A 15,865-nucleotide genomic window follows, 5' to 3' on the forward strand; every position below is an offset into this window, starting at 1 on the left:
CGCCGTCGGAGACCCTTGCAATGCCAGATCAAGATGTACGCCTGCAACACCTGAAAGTTTGGCTCGATGAGCAGCTCCCGCGGTTATTTGAGGCCCAGGGCTGGGGCCTGATTCCCCCGGCCACGTTGACTGCCGCCAGTAGCGACGCCAGTTTCCGTCGTTACTTTCGCTGGGAGGGGGAGGGCCGAACTTTTATTGTCATGGACGCGCCGCCGCCCCAGGAAAACTGCAAACCCTTCGTGGATATCGCTCATTTATTGAGCGGGTCGGGCATTAATGTTCCGAAAATTTATGCCGAAGACCTGAATCAGGGCTTTCTTTTGTTGAATGACTTGGGTCGTCAGACCTACCTGGATGTCATCGACGAGCAAAACGCGGATCAGCTGTTCATTGACGCGATCGACGCATTGCTCGCCTACCAGCAATTGCCGATGGACGCGCCATTGCCGAGTTACGACGTGGCACTCCTGCGCCGCGAGCTGGAGCTGTTTCCCGAGTGGTACGTGAAGCGTCATCTGGGCGTGGAGTTCGATCAGGCGCAGCAGGCCAGTTGGCAGGCGGTCAGCGATTTGCTGATCGAGAGCGCGCTGGCCCAGCCGAAGGTGTTGGTGCACCGTGATTACATGCCGCGCAACCTGATGCTCAGCGAACCAAACCCTGGCGTGCTGGATTTTCAGGACGCGGTGTACGGCCCGGTCACCTACGACATCACCTGCCTGTTCAAGGATGCTTTCCTGAGTTGGCCGGAGGAGCGCGTAGCGGCCTGGCTCGAGCTGTACTGGAACAAGGCCGCTGCGGCGGGCATCCCGGTGCAGGGCGAATTCGATGAATTCCGGCGGGCCAGTGATTTGATGGGCGTGCAGCGGCATTTGAAGGTGATCGGTATTTTCGCCCGCATCTGCCATCGTGATGGCAAGCCACGCTACGTCGCCGATGTGCCGCGCTTCTTCTCTTATATAGAAGCGGTGTTGGCGCGACGCCCGGAGCTGGTTGAACTGAGTAATCTGCTGACCAGCCTTGGCCATACAAAACCGACACAGGCAAAACCAGCATCTGTTGTGTAACGGAATGGACTGCAATTGAAGAGGGACTGCACGTGAAGATTGTCTTGATGAGGGCCGCATGAAAGCGATGATTCTGGCGGCGGGTAAAGGCGAGCGCCTGCGCCCGTTGACCCTGCACACGCCCAAACCGCTGGTGCGAGCCGGCGGTGTTCCACTGATTGAATATCACCTGCGCGCAATCAAATCGGCCGGATTCGAGAGCGTTGTGATCAACCACGCGTGGTTGGGGCAGCAGATCGAAGATCATCTGGGCGACGGTCACCAGTGGGGTCTGAATATCTCCTACTCCCCTGAGGGCGAACCGCTGGAGACGGGGGGCGGGATCTTTCGTGCGCTGCCGCTTCTGGGCGACGAGCCGTTTCTGGTGGTCAACGGAGACATCTGGGTCGATTTCGATTTCAGCGTGCTGATGAAGCCGCTCAAGGGGCTCGCCCATCTGGTGCTGGTGGACAACCCGCCGCATCACCCCGGCGGGGATTTCGCGCTGGTCGACGGGCACGTGCACGACGATGCTGATCAGCCGCGCCTGACCTACAGCGGTATCGCGGTGCTGCACCCGCAACTCTTCGCGGGCTGCACCGAAGGCGCGTTCAAGCTGGCGCCTCTGTTGCGTGACGCCATGGCGAAAGGCCTAGTGACCGGCGAACGTTTTGCCGGCCGCTGGGTGGATGTCGGTACCCATGAGCGACTGGCCGAAGTCGAGCAGATCCTTGCGGTGAAGCCCTAGATGCTGTGGCCATTCACGGTGGTTGGCGGTGGCGTCGGGTATCTGATTGCCAGCATTCCCGGCGCCATGCTCGGCGCGCTTCTGGGGCAGGCGCTTGATCGGCGGCTGCATTTCCAGAGCTGGGCGGAGATGCGCGAGCGTGCCAATGGCCGCACCGTGCCGCGCGACGACGAGCTTATTTTCATTCTGCTGGGGCGTCTGGCGAAGAGCGATGGCCGTGTGGTCGACGGGCATATTCAGCAAGCGCGCGTGGAAATGCGCCGACTGGACCTCAGCGAGGCGGCGCAGCGTCGGGCGATTCAGGCGTTCAATCGGGGCAAGGACGGGCGCGACAATTTGCGCGTCCACCTCACGCGCCTGAAAAGCCAGCCCCATGCGGCAGAGGGTTTGTTGCGTGCCTGTTGGCGCATGGCGTGGGCGGATGGCAGGGCGTCGCGCACCGAACGTGAATTGATTGTGCTGTGGGGCAAATGGCTGGGCTGGCCGGCGGGCAAAGTCGAAGGCTTGTCATCGACCGAAGACGAGCAGCGTTCGCGGGGTGCTCCCGCCAGCAGTGGCGGCGAGTTTCAGGATGCGCTGCGTTTGCTGGGCGTGAAAGCGGATGCGGAACCAGCGCAGATCAAGCGCGCCTACCGTCGATTGCTCAGTCGCCATCACCCGGACAAGATCGCTGGCAGTGGCGCCAATCAGATACAGGTTCGTGATGCCACCGAGAAGACCCGCGAGCTGCACCACGCCTATGCGGTCATTCGTGATCGGCGCGGGTTTCGCTGAGGCTTTGGGTCTGGATGCTGCCCGCCGCATGGGCAGCGTCAAAGGCGGTAATGGTTACTTCGCGGCGTCACCCTCCAGCCAACCCCGAACGCGACGAAACAATTGATCTTGCTCCATCGCGGGATTGCCGGGAATGGCGCTCAACGCCACTTGGGTGAACCTGGCGTTCTTGTTTCGTTTGCTGGCATCCAGGCGGTCTTGTGCCTGCTGACGCGGCACCGAACGGTCCTTGTTGACGAAGTCGGCCGTCGGGACTTTCAGCGTGGGCAGCAGCGCCATCAGCGACGGCGTTTCCTTGCCGGTGTCCACGGCCGTGACCATGACCAGGCGTTGAACGGCTGGCGAGGGCCGCTCGCTCATGTAACGCGCCGCCCAATAAGCGCCGCTGCCGTGACCGAGGAGGACGATGCTCCGGGCTTTGTTCTGCTGGGCGAAGGTCACGGCGCTGTCGATCCGGGTAAAGATTTTCTCGGCGCTGGCCTTGGCCATCTCGGCTTGGGCAGCTGCCTGTTCGGCGGCCGCTGCGGCCTCCGCTTCAGCAGTGGCTGCAGGATCCGGTGCCTTGACCGGCGCGTCCTTGGGTTTATCACCCGTAGAGGCCGCAGCCGGAGCATCCGCCGCGCGCGCGAATACGCCGTCATTGTGAGCGTCCGGCATGCTCAGACTGAGGCTGGACCACCCGACGTCCGGCAACTTGCGGCGCAACGGTGCCACCGCAGTCGGCCAGTCTGCTGACTCATCGGCCCCCGGCACGATGATCACCGCGCCTTTGGGCTCGTCGACATTCGCCGGTTTCCACAACGCCAGAAACGTCTCGTCGCCCGCCTGCAACTGCTGTTGCTCGGCTTGTGGCACCTGACGCTCCAGCGCCAGGGTGTCTTCTTCAGTGCGAGACGGCAATGCCGCTCGCTCGACTGGCGCTTCAGCAGGCTTGGCGTCTTTGTCCGGCGCCGGATCCGCAGCCATGACGAGCGACGAGCAAGGTAGTATCAGCGTCAGGCACAGCGCAGGAAATAGTGCGCGAAGGGTGTAGGACATCGAATATTCCAAAGGCCGGAAACAATTCCGGCAGACTAATGGGTTGACGGCGGTTTGTCAGGCCAGGCAATCGCCGCGTCCAGCGAGCGACAGGCACAGAGCATGATCGGCATGGGATTCAGGGAAATGGAGACGACAGTTTGAGAATCCGTGCGCTGTGCCTTCGGGTTATCGGCGATACCCGCGCGCTCTTGATCGGCCTGATGCTGATCGCGTTGCCAATGTCGCACTACGCCGTCGCCTCGCCCATGCAGGCCGACCCCTTGAGCCGCGAGCAGCGTGACTGGCTGACCCAGCGCGGGCAATTGCGTGTGGGGCTCGTCCTTCAAACGCCTTACGCCCAGCTCGATCGTCGTGCGCAGCAGTTGTCCGGCGCTAACGTCGACCTCATCAATCTCATGGCAAAGACCCTTCAGGTGGAGCTGCTGTGGCGCAGTTATGCCGATCAGGCCGAGCTCGAAAAAGCCTTGGCCGACGGCCAGATCGACTTCGCGCCGGGCCTGACCCAGACGCCCGCCGGCTTGCGCCTGTGGCTGTATTCCGATCCGTACATGCGCGTTCCGCAACTGATCGTTGGCGAACGTGACGGCGCCGGCGCGGTGGATCTGGAAAAGCTCGACGGCCAGGTGCGCGTCGCTGTGCGCATGCCCAGCGCCACCGCTGACTACCTGCGCAGCAATTACACCCACCTCAATCTGCAAGGCGTGCCGCTGGAGCGTCAGGCGTTGCAGCTCTTGCTCAGTCAGCAGGCGCGATACGCCGTGATCGATGAGGCGCAACTCAGCCGTCTGTCCCGCGAAGCCGAGTTTGCCGGGCTCGCCGTGGTTGGCGACATTGGCTTCCCGCAGCTGCTGCGCGTGGCCTCCCGACGTGACACGCCGCAGCTCGCCGAGATTATCAGCCAGGCATTGAGCGCTATTCCGGCCCGGGATCTCGAACAACTGCATACGCAGTGGCTCCAGCCCAAATACCCGCAGATCAGTGAATCGCCTGGGCTGTGGAAGAACATAGCGCTGCTGCTGTTGGTCCTGCTCCTCGCCAGCGCGGCGATTGTTTACTGGCAGCGCAAACAACAGCAGCAACTGGAGAAACAATTACTCGCCGCCCGGGATGACATCGCCAGGCGTCTGGCAGGGGAGGAGGCATTGCGGCTGGCGCAGTTCTCCATCGATCAGAGCACCGTCGGCATTCTCTGGGTCAATTGGGACAGCCACGTGCGCTACGCCAATCAGGCCGCCGAAACCATGCTGGGTTATGCGCCGGGTGGAGTGGTGGACCGGCCGCTGATTGATTTCGAGCCGGGGCTGAACATGGATCGCTGGCTCAATCTGTGGAAAACCGCGCGCTCCAGCGAGGAAGGGCCGCAGAACTACGAAAGCAATTGCGTGCGCGCCGATGGCAGCATTCTGCCTGCCGATGTGTCGCTGAGCTTCCTGCGTTTTCGCGACGCCGAGTACCTGGTGGTGTTCATCACCGACGTGACCGAACGGCGGCGGTCCCTCGCCGCGCTGCAGGAGAGCGAGGCGCGCTTGCAGGTGTTGGCCGAGCAGTTGCGCGAGCTGTCGGCGCACCTGGAAACCGTGCGCGAAGAAGAAAAGGCCCGCATTGCCCGGGAAGTTCACGACGAGTTGGGTCAGATGCTGACGGTGCTCAAGCTGGAAACGTCCATGTGTGAACTGGCCTACGCCGATCTTGACCCTGGCCTGCGTGATCGATTGAACAGCATGAAGCGCCTGATTGCGCAGTTGTTCCAGTTAGTGCGGGACGTGGCGACCGCACTGCGGCCACCGATTCTCGATGCAGGTATTGCGTCGGCCATTGAATGGCAGGCCCGGCGCTTCGAAGCACGCACCCAGATTCCGTGCCTGGTGCAGGTGCCGGACAACTTGCCCAGCCTGCCGGACGCAACGGCCATCGGGCTGTTCCGCATTCTTCAGGAGTCGCTGACCAACGTCATGCGCCATGCCGAAGCGCACACGGTCGAGCTGAGCCTGACGCTGAGCGATGGCGTGCTATGCATGCGCATCGCCGACGACGGCAAGGGTTTCGATCAGCGCGCAGAACGTCCGGCGTCGTTCGGACTGGTGGGCATGCGCGAGCGGGTCCTGATCATGGGCGGGCAATTGCATCTGGACACCTTGCCCGGAGAAGGCACAACCTTGCGCATCCACATTCCGCTGGACCCGGTCGCTGAGGAGCACGTGCATTGATTCGCGTATTGGTTGCCGAAGACCACACGATTGTCCGCGAGGGCATCAAACAGCTGATCGGCCTGGCGAAAGATCTGCAGGTGGTCGGGGAGGCCAGCAATGGCGAGCAGTTGCTGGAGGCTTTGCGCCACGTACCGTGCGAGGTGGTGCTGCTGGATATTTCCATGCCGGGGGTCAATGGCCTGGAGGCGATCCCGAGAATTCGCGCGCTGAACAATCCGCCCGCGATTCTGGTGCTGTCGATGCACGATGAAGCGCAAATGGCCGCGCGGGCTTTGAAGGTCGGCGCCGCCGGCTACGCGACCAAAGACAGCGACCCCGCGTTGCTGCTGACGGCGATCCGGCGGGTGGCTGCGGGCGGGCGTTATATCGACCCGGACCTGGCCGATCGCATGGTGTTTGAGGTCGGTCTGACGGACAGCCGGCCGTTGCACTCATTGTTGTCCGAGCGCGAGTTCTCGGTGTTCGAGCGCCTGGCCCAGGGCGCGAACGTCAACGACATCGCCCAGCAACTGGCGCTGAGCAGCAAGACCATCAGCACCCACAAGGCGCGCCTGATGCAGAAGCTGAAAATCAATTCGCTGGCCGAGCTGGTGAAGTATGCGATGGAGCACAAGTTGGTTTGATTGCGTGTCTAAAAACGACTTCCTGTGGTGCTTCGTAAAACGCTATCGCGAGCAAGCTCACTCCTACAGGTTATTGCGATCCCCTTGTAGGAGTGAGCTTGCTCGCGAAGACGCCAGACCAGGCCATAAATAACTTCCGGGCGACATACCTATCCCCGCCATCCCTGTAGGGCAATCCCTACCCGAAACCTTCCACCCCACCTAGGTCATTCTCTCTCACGCCCCGATTTGCGCGGCCTTCAGGCTCATCTATGTTTGATCCCTACGGTGGATCAAACATAGGTGTGGGCAATGAGCAACGTCGATTCAAGCGCTGGGGCGAGTGATGTTCTGGTCAGCTTTCGCGGTGTGCAAAAGAGCTACGACGGCGAAGCCCTGATCGTCAAAGACCTCAACCTGGATATCTGCAAAGGCGAATTCCTCACCCTGCTCGGGCCGTCCGGCTCCGGCAAAACCACCAGCCTGATGATGCTCGCCGGGTTCGAGACGCCAACCGCCGGCGAGATCCTGCTGGCCGGTCGCTCGATCAACAACGTGCCGCCGCACAAACGCGACATCGGCATGGTGTTCCAGAACTACGCGCTGTTCCCGCACATGACGGTCGCTGAGAACCTCGCGTTCCCGCTGTCGGTGCGCGGCATGAGCAAGACCGACGTGGCCGAAAAGGTCAAACGTGCCCTCGACATGGTCCAGCTCGGCACCTTCGCCCATCGCTACCCCGCGCAGTTGTCGGGTGGCCAGCAGCAACGGGTGGCACTGGCCCGCGCGCTGGTGTTCGAGCCGCAGCTGGTGCTGATGGACGAACCCCTCGGTGCGCTCGACAAGCAACTGCGCGAGCACATGCAGATGGAAATCAAGCATCTGCACCAGCGACTGGGCGTGACCGTTGTTTACGTCACCCACGATCAGGGCGAAGCGCTGACCATGTCCGACCGCGTCGCGGTGTTCCACCAAGGCGAGATCCAGCAAATCGCCCCGCCGCGCACCCTCTACGAAGAGCCGAAAAACACCTTCGTCGCGAACTTCATCGGCGAGAACAACCGCATCAACGGCACCTTGCTCAGCCAGAGCGGCGACCGTTGTGTAGTGGGCCTGGCACGCGGCGAAAAAGTCGAAGCGCTGGCGATCAACGTCGGTGCCACCGGCAGCCCGGTCACGCTCTCTATTCGTCCCGAGCGCGTAAACCTCAACGGCCGCAGCGAGAGTTGCGTCAACCGCTTCTCCGGCCGTGTTGCCGAATTCATCTACCTGGGCGACCACGTGCGAGTGCGCCTGGAAGTGGCTGGGAAAACCGATTTCTTTGTCAAGCAGCCCATCGCCGAGCTGGATCCGGCGCTGAGCGTTGGCGATGTCGTGCCCATTGGATGGCAGGTCGAGCACGCGCGCGCGCTGGACCCGTTGCTTGATGCACATTGATACACCCGCGTTACGCGTCAACCGAAGAACCCAGAGGCGAGCCAAATCGCCCCATCGCTTAACCAACATTGTTCGTGGAGAGAAAAACTGATGCTCAAGACATTGAAGCTCACCGCCTTATCGGTCGGCATGATGTGCGCGGCGCAAGCCATGGCAGCGGACCTGACGGTCATCTCCTTCGGTGGCGCGAACAAGGCGGCCCAGGAAAAGGCCTTCTACGCGCCGTGGGAAAAAGCCGGCAACGGCAAGATCATCGCTGGCGAATACAACGGTGAGATGGCCAAGGTCAAAGCCATGGTCGACACCAAGAGCGTGACCTGGGATCTGGTGGAGGTGGAGTCGCCAGAGCTGTCCCGTGGCTGTGACGAAGACATGTTCGAGTCGCTGGCCTCGGTCGATCTCGGCAACAAGGACAGCTACGTCAAGGGCGCAATTTCCGAGTGCGGCGTAGGCTTCTTCGTCTGGTCCACCGTGCTGGCCTACAACGCCGACAAGCTGAAATCCGCACCAACCGGTTGGGCTGATTTCTGGGACACCGAGAAATTCCCGGGCAAACGTGGCCTGCGCAAGGGCGCCAAATACACCCTGGAATTTGCCCTGATGGCCGACGGCGTTGCGCCGAAGGACGTCTACAAAGTGCTGGCGACCAAGGAAGGCCAGGACCGCGCCTTTAAGATGCTCGACAAGCTCAAGCCAAGCATTCAGTGGTGGGAAGCGGGCGCACAGCCGCCTCAATATCTGCAATCGGGCGACGTCGTGATGAGCTCGGCCTACAACGGTCGCATCGCTGCCGTGCAGAAAGAGAGCAACCTGAAAGTGGTCTGGACCGGCGGCGTGTATGACTTCGACGCATGGGCCATTCCGAAGGGCGCAAAAAACGCCGAAGAAGCGAAGAAGTTCATCGCTTACTCCCTCAAGCCAGAGCAGCAAAAGACCTATTCCGAAAACATCGCCTACGGCCCGGCCAATACTGGCGCGGTCCCGTTGCTGAGCGCTGACACCCTGAAAAACATGCCGACCACCCCTGAGAACATCAAGGATCAGGTGCAGATCGACGTGAAATTCTGGGCCGACTTCGGTGAGTCGCTGGAACAGCGCTTCAACTCTTGGGCCGCCAAATAAGAGCACTGCCCAGTAAGCGCTTCGTTGTGAGTTAGATCCGGGTGCGTCGTCTGACCTGTCTGAAAGCAGGGCAGAGGACGCGCTCTTTGTTCAAAGATTTCGGAGTTCACTATGGCCATCGCCGTGCCCCTGACTGAAGGCGCCAGCCCGACCCTGAAGCAACGCCTGGCCCGTGCCGAGCGCGTCAATCGCTGGAAGGCTCAGGCGTTGATCGCGCCATTGGTGATCTTCCTGTTGCTGGTGTTTCTCGTGCCAATCGCGGCACTGCTCTACAAAAGCGTCAGCAACCCGGAAGTGGTGGGTGGCATGCCGCTCACTGTGGTCGAAGTGGCGAAATGGGACAGCAAGGGGCTGCCGCCGGACGCGGTGTACAAAGCTGCGAGCCAGGACCTGGGCGAAGCGCGCAAGAATCAGACGCTGGGTGATCTGTCCAAGCGCTTGAACCAGGAGTTGGCGGGCTACCGCAGTCTCTTGGCGAAAACGGCCCGCGCCATGCCTTTCAAGGAAGAACCGGCTTCTTATAAGGAGGCGCTGGAAGCCATCGATGAACGTTGGGGCGATCCCGCGTACTGGCAGGCGATCCGCCGCAACACCTCAAGCTTCACCCCCTATTATTTGCTGGCCGCTGTCGACCACCGCATCGATGACCTCGGTGAAGTGGCGCCAGCGACACCCGATCAGGCGATTTACATCGACATCTTCGCCCGCACCTTCTGGATGGGCCTGGTGATCACCGTGATTTGCCTGCTGCTGGCGTATCCGCTGGCATACCTGTTGGCCAATCTGCCTGCACGGCAGAGCAACCTGTTGATGATTCTGGTCCTGCTGCCCTTCTGGACGTCGATCCTGGTGCGCGTCGCCGCCTGGATTGTGTTGCTGCAATCGAGCGGCCTGATCAACGGCGCGCTGATGGCCATGGGCATCATCGATAAACCGCTGGAATTGGTGTTCAACCGGGTCGGCGTTTACATCTCGATGGTGCACATCATGCTGCCGTTCATGATCCTGCCCATCTACAGCGTGATGAAAGGCATCTCGCCGACCTACATGCGCGCCGCGATCTCACTGGGCTGCAACCCGTTCGCGAGTTTCTGGCGCGTGTATTTCCCGCAGACCTACGCCGGTGTCGGCGCGGGCTGTCTGTTGGTGTTCATTCTCGCCATCGGTTACTACATCACCCCGGCGCTGCTGGGCAGCCCGAACGACCAGATGGTCAGTTATTTTGTGGCGTTCTACACCAACACCAGCATCAACTGGGGCATGGCGACGGCGCTGGGCGGGTTGTTGCTGCTGGCGACCGTCGTGCTGTACCTGATCTATAACTGGCTGGTCGGCGCCAGCCGCCTGCGTCTGAGCTGAGGAGACCGACCATGTTGAGCCCTTATTCCTCGCCCATCGAGCGGGTCTGGCATTACACGCTGCGCACGCTGTGCGGCTTGATTCTGTTGTTTCTGGTGCTGCCGGTGCTGGTGATCGTGCCGCTGTCGTTCAACTCCGGCAGCTTTCTGGTCTACCCGCTGCAGGGCTTTTCGCTGCACTGGTATCAGGACTTTTTCGGCTCGGCCGAGTGGATGCGCGCCCTGAAGAACAGCCTGATCGTCGCGCCAGCCGCCACGGTGCTGGCGATGGGGTTCGGGACGTTGGCGGCCATCGGTCTGACGCGTAGCAACTTCCCCGGCAAGGCGCTGGTAATGGCGCTGGTTATTTCGCCGATGGTGGTGCCGGTGGTGATTGTCGGGGTGGCGAGCTACCTGTTTTTTGCGCCGCTGGGGCTGGGCAACAGCTACATCTCGCTGATCCTGGTGCACGCCGTGCTGGGTGTGCCGTTCGTGATCATTACGGTGTCGGCCACGTTGCAGGGCTTCAATTACAACCTGGTGCGCGCAGCGGCGAGTCTGGGCGCTTCGCCCACCACGGCGTTTCGGCGTGTGACCCTGCCGCTGATTGCACCGGGTGTGATCTCCGGGGCGCTGTTCGCCTTCGCAACCTCGTTCGATGAAGTCGTGGTCACGCTGTTCCTCGCAGGCCCGGGCCAGGCGACCTTGCCCCGGCAGATGTTCAGCGGCATCCGCGAAAACCTCAGCCCGACGATTGCCGCCGCCGCCACCTTGCTCATCGGCTTCTCGGTGGTGCTGCTGCTGGTGCTGGAATGGCTGCGTGGTCGCAGCGAGAAACTGCGCACGGCGGTGGAATGATCAATCCCCGCCGCAGGAACTGACCGGGCCGCGAATGGTAGGACCGGCTTTAGCCGGGAAGGCGTCGGGTGCCGCGCCGCAAGATTAATAGCGCACACAAGGGCCTCTTCCCGGCTAAAGCCGGTCCCACAAATGCCATCTAACTCCCCCGCTTCACCGCAAAACTGACGCATCCCACGATCCGGTCTATGTTTCACTCACCGCATGCTGACCCTGCCTTGTAAAAGAGCCACGTCTCCAACAACAACTTAAAGGACGAGCCCGATGAGTGTTTCTGCCTTCAAAATAGCCAACAAACTGATCACCGGCCCGGCTGCCATCGAGCAGTTGTCGGCCGAGCTGACCCGGCTCAACGTTCAAAACCCGCTGATCGTCACCGACGCAATCCTGGTCAAATCCGGAACGGTCGATCTCGCGCTGGCCCAATTGGGCGGCCGTCGGTATGGCTTGTTTGATCAGGTCAAACCCGAGCCAGAAATCTCTATCGTTGAAGACTGCACCCGGGCCTACCGTGACGGCGGTCATGACGGCCTGATCGGTGTAGGCGGCGGCAGTGCTATTGACATCGCCAAAGGCGTCGCCGCGTTCGCCGGCCACGAAGGGCCGCTGGCCGAGTTGTTCGGCGTTGATCTGGTCAGACGCAAAGGCCCGCCGCTGATTGCCATCCCGACCACCGCCGGCACCGGTTCGGAAGTCACCAACGTGGCGATCTTTTCGGACAAACAGGCTCAGCTGAAGAAAGGCATCGTCAGCGATCACCTGTTGCCGGACGTCGCGCTGGTCAGCCCGTTGATGACCCTGACCTGTCCGCGCAGTGTTACGGCAGCCAGCGGAGTCGATGCCCTGGTGCACGCCATCGAGGCCTACATTTCGGTGAATGCCTCGCCGATCACCGACGCCATCGCGTTGGGCGCCATCAAGCTGATCGTCAAAGCGCTGCCCAAGGCCTACGCCAATCCGTCCAGCTTGCAAGCGCGAGAAGACATGGCCACCGCCAGCCTCATGGCCGGCATGGCGTTCGGCAATGCCGGGGTTGGCGCGGTGCATGCGCTGGCGTATCCGCTGGGAGGGCGTTTCAACATCGCTCACGGCGTCAGCAACGCGCTGCTGCTGCCCTACGTGATGGAGTGGAACAAACTGGCCTGCGTCGAACGGATGCGCGACATTGCCGACGCGATGGGCGTCCGCGTCGCACATTTGAGCGACAGGGACGCCGCCGATCTGGCCGTGAAAGCCATGGCCGACTTGTGCGCAGCGGTGGAAATCCCGTCTGGCCTGCGCAGCTTCAATGTGCCCGAAGACGCCATTTCCGCGATGGCTGAGGAGGCCAGCAAGATCGATCGCCTCATGCGCAACAACCCGCGGAAACTGACCGCCGCCGACATCGAGAAAATCTACCGCGCGGCCTATTGATCCGGCTGGCCAGGCCAGGAACGTCAACCGCGACGACGGGCCAGCAACCAGCCGACGGTCAGCGTCAGGCCGGCGAGCACCATTAGCGTGGTACGTGGCCGTTGCTGGGTGAAGGTCGCCACTTCGTCCAGCAGATCGCCGTAACGTTCCTGCAGCTCACCCGCCGCTTGACGCGCCTTGCCTTCCATTTGGGTGCGCTCGTCACCGGTCAGGTTGCCGAAGACGTCTTGGGCCTTGCCAGCTGCCTGCTCCAGAACGCCTTTCAATTGTTCGCTTTTCATATCTTGGCTCCAGGAAATGAGTATCCGTGATGAATATCTCGCTGACCCAGAGGGTCAGCCACACTGATAGCGTAGAGCCCGGGCATCACCCCATGAAGGTGACTATGCACCAGAGGCACTGGCGCATTTGCATCACTCAGCGTTTGCTTTTGCCCTGATTGGCGAACAGGTGCCGCTCCCTCGCCCAGACAATGGCTTCCGCCCGGCTGTGCACGTCGAGCTTGGAATACACCGTCGCGACATGGTTGCGAATGGTGTTGAGCGCCAGGTTCAGCCGTGCAGCGATCTCTTTGTCCGCCAGCCCCTCACAGATCAAACCCAGCACATCCCGCTCGCGAGCGGTCAGGTCGGTGAATGAAGCGCTGGGCATCTGTCGACTGTTGACCCGCTTGGCATTGGCCAGCTTTTCGATCAGCGTCTGGCTGAACCATGAGGCGTCCTGCATAACTGTTTCGATGGCCTCCACCAGCTCAAGCTCGGATCGCTTGCGCTCGGTAATGTCCATCAGTACGAAGAGGTAGCAGGCGTTGTCTTGAATCGTCACCGTGTCAGCGGCCAGCACGCAGTCCAGCGACTCGCTGCCTTTCTTGCGGACCTTCAGGTCGAGCCCGTCGACGCGGCCGGTGGTTTCCAGGACGTTGAACAGCCCGTCCATCACCGCGCCGTCCTCAATGAATCCTAACTCCGCGACAGTCCGGCCAATCAGCTCCTGGGGGGTGTAACCGAGTGTGCTGAAGAACGCCTCGTTAGCTTCGACGATCTGTTGCCGATCGGCTGTACACACCAGTGTCGGCACCGGCGTCAGCTTGAACGCTTTGGCAAAACGCTCTTCGCTCTGGCGCAGCGCGGTTTCGGCTTTGCGTCTCGGCTCAAGGTCGGTGAACGAAAACAGCATGCAATCTTCTTCGTTCATGTCCAGCGGCTGCCCGGCGACGATGACCAGTTTGGTACCGCCCTCCGGCAGCTTCAGTTCGGCCTGCATCTGCGGGATGGTCGCGCCCTGATTCAGACGCTCGATGGCGAGGTCCTTGCGCTCGGCATTTTCCAGCACGTCCACCTCGTACACCGAGCGGCCAATCACGTTCTCTCTCGAGTGCCCGGTCATTTCCAGAAAGCCCTGATTGACCTTGATGAAGCGCAGATCACTCAGGCGGCAGATCACGGCGGGGGCGGGGTTGGCGTTGAAGGTCTTTTCGAAGCGCTGCTCGGCGCCGGCCCACTCCGTTGCGTCGGCGAGGATCAGCACCAGCGATTCGGGAGTGCCGGTGCTGTCCTCAAGCACCATGCTGCGAACGCGATGGACCCAGCTGCGCTCCTCTTCTTCACCGATCTTGCTGACCTCGATGAGCACGTCGCTGAACACCTCGCCTGCCGCCACGCGGCTGATCGGATATTGGTCAACGTCCAGCGGATGATTGTTGCGATAACGCAGGGAAAACTTTTCGCGATAGGCCTCGCCGTTGGCGCCCAGTTCGCTGATCTCTTCGACCCCGTGCATCAGCAGCGCCGCTTCGTTGGCCCAGATGATGGTCTGATCGACCTCCACCAACATCACCCCGTCCGACAGACCCGAGATGATCTGCTGCAACTGGCGGCGGTTGGTTTCTCTGGCGAGGATGGCCTCTGACATGCTTGCTCTCCTGACGTCTCAATGCGGTCGGGCTTCGATCAGCCGGGCGCTCCACGCTATCGGACCGGCTGGCAAAAGCTTAGTGCTGCAGCTTAGTGCAGCCGTGCTTGCGAGGGTCGGTGCGAATGCACCAGCCGAAGCGGTGCAAATGCGCCATCACAGCTCTCAACGCGCTGATCAAACTGGTTTCACGTCTCATAAGACGCGGTGAGTCCGCCCTCGCAGGCTTGCCCTTATCAACGCAGGTGGTGCATTTGCACTGATACGTCGGTTGCACGCCTGATGTGCACCCCCTGCACCAGAGGAAATTTTCATGGCTTCGACCTACGCAACATCTGCTGTTCTGGGCAGCGCTTCGCCGTTTCGAGTGTCTTGGGGATCGGTGTTCGCTGGTGCGGCAATCACGCTGGTGACCTATCTGGTGCTCAGCGTGCTTGGCACGGCGATCGGCGCGGGCGCGCTTGATCCGATGGCTCAAGGCAACCCGCTCAGCGGTTTCGGCAAGGGCGCCGGCGCTTGGTTGTTCATCAGTACCCTGGTGGCCATTGCCGCCGGTGCCTGGGTGTCGGGTCGTACTGCGCCGGACCGTGGTGGTCTGCATGGTTTGCTCAGCTGGACGGTCAGCACGTTGCTGACCACCTGGCTCCTCGCGTCGCTAGCCGGCTCGCTCGTCGGCACTGCCGGCAACATCGCCGGCAAGGGTATTTCCCTGGCGGCCGACGGCGTGGCTGCGGCCGCACCCGGTGTGGGCCAGAGCATCAAGCAACAGCTGGATAAGAACGGCATCAGCCTGGATTGGGACAGCCTGAAATCACAGCTGGACACCACGCTGAAGCAGTCCGGCAAGCCAGAGCTGGATCCTTCGAAGCTGGATCAGAAAGCTGACGTGGCTGGCGCCGATGCCAAGCAGACTGCAGAGCAGGCGTCTACCGATCCAACCCAGGCCGGCGATCAGTTGAAGCAGTGGTTTGATCGCGTCCAGAAAGCCGGCGAACCGGCCTTGAAAGCTGCCGACAAGGACGCGCTGGTCAACATCGTTACGGCCCGCACCGGCAAGAGCAAAGCCGAGGCGCAGCAGATCGTCGACAACTATGCCCAGGCCTATCAGCAAGCCGCGGCCAAAGTGGCGGAGCTCAAGCAGCAAGCTGAGCAACAGGCCCGTGAAGCGGCGGATGTTGCGGCCAAGCAGGTCGCCAAGGCGGCGTGGGGCACGTTCTTCATGCTGATCATCGGCGCGGCGTTGAGCTTTGGTCTGGCCCGTTATGCCCTGAGCTCGCGTCCTCGTCTGCTGGTCGAGACCCTGTAAGGTTTCAGCCGTCTCTTTTGATTCTGAATCCCTGAATCAAGCCTGGGCCCGGTGCGCAATGCT

The 15,865-nt window shown here is 61.5% G+C and carries 14 protein-coding genes; 11 read left to right on the plus strand and 3 right to left on the minus strand.

Annotation, left to right across the window (positions count from 1 at the left end; translation table 11 throughout):
• The first annotated feature begins 20 nt into the window (after positions 1-20).
• Genes ACYASU_RS26010 through ACYASU_RS26020 form a run of 3 tightly spaced genes read left to right on the plus strand, consistent with a single transcriptional unit; the run spans position 21 to position 2,565 of the window.
• Positions 21-1,064 (plus strand): aminoglycoside phosphotransferase family protein, encoded by a 1,044-nt coding sequence (locus tag ACYASU_RS26010; RefSeq protein ID WP_463584527.1) that lies wholly within the window; start codon positions 21-23, stop codon positions 1,062-1,064.
• A 58-nt stretch (positions 1,065-1,122) separates the two neighbouring features.
• Positions 1,123-1,791, plus strand: a complete 669-nt coding sequence (gene murU / locus ACYASU_RS26015) for an N-acetylmuramate alpha-1-phosphate uridylyltransferase MurU (RefSeq protein WP_463584528.1) — start codon at positions 1,123-1,125, stop codon at positions 1,789-1,791.
• Positions 1,792-2,565 carry a DnaJ domain-containing protein gene (locus tag ACYASU_RS26020; protein WP_463584529.1) on the plus strand — a complete coding sequence of 258 codons (774 nt, stop codon included), beginning with the start codon at positions 1,792-1,794 and terminating at the stop codon, positions 2,563-2,565. It begins immediately after the preceding gene.
• Between the two features lie 54 nt (positions 2,566-2,619).
• Here ACYASU_RS26020 and ACYASU_RS26025 read toward each other — a convergent pair whose 3' ends face one another.
• The gene (locus tag ACYASU_RS26025) at positions 2,620-3,603 is read right to left on the minus strand and encodes an alpha/beta hydrolase family protein (RefSeq protein ID WP_192173098.1); all 984 of its coding nucleotides are present in this window, start codon (positions 3,601-3,603) and stop codon (positions 2,620-2,622) included.
• A 221-nt stretch (positions 3,604-3,824) separates the two neighbouring features.
• Here ACYASU_RS26025 and ACYASU_RS26030 point away from each other — a divergent pair, with 221 nt between their 5' ends.
• From ACYASU_RS26030 to ACYASU_RS26060, 7 genes are all read left to right on the plus strand, one after another.
• Positions 3,825-5,813 carry a PAS domain-containing sensor histidine kinase gene (locus tag ACYASU_RS26030; RefSeq protein WP_463584547.1) on the plus strand — a complete coding sequence of 663 codons (1,989 nt, stop codon included), beginning with the start codon at positions 3,825-3,827 and terminating at the stop codon, positions 5,811-5,813.
• Positions 5,810-6,439: a response regulator gene (locus ACYASU_RS26035; RefSeq protein WP_463584530.1), complete on the plus strand. Its 630-nt coding sequence runs from the start codon at positions 5,810-5,812 to the stop codon at positions 6,437-6,439. Before ACYASU_RS26030 ends, ACYASU_RS26035 begins: the two co-directional genes overlap by 4 nt.
• Positions 6,440-6,730: 291 nt before the next feature.
• Positions 6,731-7,855, plus strand: a complete 1,125-nt coding sequence (locus ACYASU_RS26040) for an ABC transporter ATP-binding protein (protein ID WP_192173097.1) — start codon at positions 6,731-6,733, stop codon at positions 7,853-7,855.
• Between the two features lie 90 nt (positions 7,856-7,945).
• The gene (locus ACYASU_RS26045; protein WP_282373633.1) at positions 7,946-8,977 is read left to right on the plus strand and encodes a polyamine ABC transporter substrate-binding protein; all 1,032 of its coding nucleotides are present in this window, start codon (positions 7,946-7,948) and stop codon (positions 8,975-8,977) included.
• A 111-nt stretch (positions 8,978-9,088) separates the two neighbouring features.
• Positions 9,089-10,336, plus strand: coding sequence for an ABC transporter permease (locus ACYASU_RS26050; protein WP_463584531.1), 1,248 nt, complete (start codon positions 9,089-9,091; stop codon positions 10,334-10,336).
• 11 nt (positions 10,337-10,347) lie between these two features.
• Positions 10,348-11,172: an ABC transporter permease gene (locus tag ACYASU_RS26055; protein WP_065991348.1), complete on the plus strand. Its 825-nt coding sequence runs from the start codon at positions 10,348-10,350 to the stop codon at positions 11,170-11,172.
• A gap of 264 nt (positions 11,173-11,436) precedes the next feature.
• A complete protein-coding gene (locus tag ACYASU_RS26060; RefSeq protein WP_463584532.1) occupies positions 11,437-12,585 on the plus strand; it encodes an iron-containing alcohol dehydrogenase in 1,149 nt (382 codons plus the stop codon).
• A 23-nt stretch (positions 12,586-12,608) separates the two neighbouring features.
• On the opposite strand, the gene ACYASU_RS26065 is transcribed toward ACYASU_RS26060, so the two are convergent.
• Complete coding sequence (locus ACYASU_RS26065; RefSeq protein ID WP_463584533.1) at positions 12,609-12,866, minus strand: CsbD family protein; 258 nt, start codon at positions 12,864-12,866, stop codon at positions 12,609-12,611.
• A 136-nt stretch (positions 12,867-13,002) separates the two neighbouring features.
• Entirely contained in the window at positions 13,003-14,496 is a 1,494-nt protein-coding gene (locus tag ACYASU_RS26070) for a helix-turn-helix transcriptional regulator (protein ID WP_463584534.1), read from the minus strand.
• 313 nt (positions 14,497-14,809) lie between these two features.
• Here ACYASU_RS26070 and ACYASU_RS26075 point away from each other — a divergent pair, with 313 nt between their 5' ends.
• Positions 14,810-15,802 carry a hypothetical protein gene (locus tag ACYASU_RS26075; RefSeq protein WP_463584535.1) on the plus strand — a complete coding sequence of 331 codons (993 nt, stop codon included), beginning with the start codon at positions 14,810-14,812 and terminating at the stop codon, positions 15,800-15,802.
• Positions 15,803-15,865 lie beyond the last annotated feature (63 nt).

This window comes from Pseudomonas sp. HP_12 (assembly GCF_055283955.1).

What these genes read in the sequence shown, in the direction of transcription:
- ACYASU_RS26010 (WP_463584527.1), top strand. Translation starts at nt 21, where the DNA reads ATGCCAGATCAAGATGTACGCCTGCAACACCTGAAAGTTTGGCTCGAT.
- murU (WP_463584528.1), top strand. Translation starts at nt 1,123, where the DNA reads ATGAAAGCGATGATTCTGGCGGCGGGTAAAGGCGAGCGCCTGCGCCCG.
- ACYASU_RS26020 (WP_463584529.1), top strand. Translation starts at nt 1,792, where the DNA reads ATGCTGTGGCCATTCACGGTGGTTGGCGGTGGCGTCGGGTATCTGATT.
- ACYASU_RS26025 (WP_192173098.1), bottom strand. Translation starts at nt 3,603, where the DNA reads ATGTCCTACACCCTTCGCGCACTATTTCCTGCGCTGTGCCTGACGCTG.
- ACYASU_RS26030 (WP_463584547.1), top strand. Translation starts at nt 3,825, where the DNA reads ATGTCGCACTACGCCGTCGCCTCGCCCATGCAGGCCGACCCCTTGAGC.
- ACYASU_RS26040 (WP_192173097.1), top strand. Translation starts at nt 6,731, where the DNA reads ATGAGCAACGTCGATTCAAGCGCTGGGGCGAGTGATGTTCTGGTCAGC.
- ACYASU_RS26045 (WP_282373633.1), top strand. Translation starts at nt 7,946, where the DNA reads ATGCTCAAGACATTGAAGCTCACCGCCTTATCGGTCGGCATGATGTGC.
- ACYASU_RS26050 (WP_463584531.1), top strand. Translation starts at nt 9,089, where the DNA reads ATGGCCATCGCCGTGCCCCTGACTGAAGGCGCCAGCCCGACCCTGAAG.
- ACYASU_RS26055 (WP_065991348.1), top strand. Translation starts at nt 10,348, where the DNA reads ATGTTGAGCCCTTATTCCTCGCCCATCGAGCGGGTCTGGCATTACACG.
- ACYASU_RS26060 (WP_463584532.1), top strand. Translation starts at nt 11,437, where the DNA reads ATGAGTGTTTCTGCCTTCAAAATAGCCAACAAACTGATCACCGGCCCG.
- ACYASU_RS26065 (WP_463584533.1), bottom strand. Translation starts at nt 12,866, where the DNA reads ATGAAAAGCGAACAATTGAAAGGCGTTCTGGAGCAGGCAGCTGGCAAG.
- ACYASU_RS26070 (WP_463584534.1), bottom strand. Translation starts at nt 14,496, where the DNA reads ATGTCAGAGGCCATCCTCGCCAGAGAAACCAACCGCCGCCAGTTGCAG.
- ACYASU_RS26075 (WP_463584535.1), top strand. Translation starts at nt 14,810, where the DNA reads ATGGCTTCGACCTACGCAACATCTGCTGTTCTGGGCAGCGCTTCGCCG.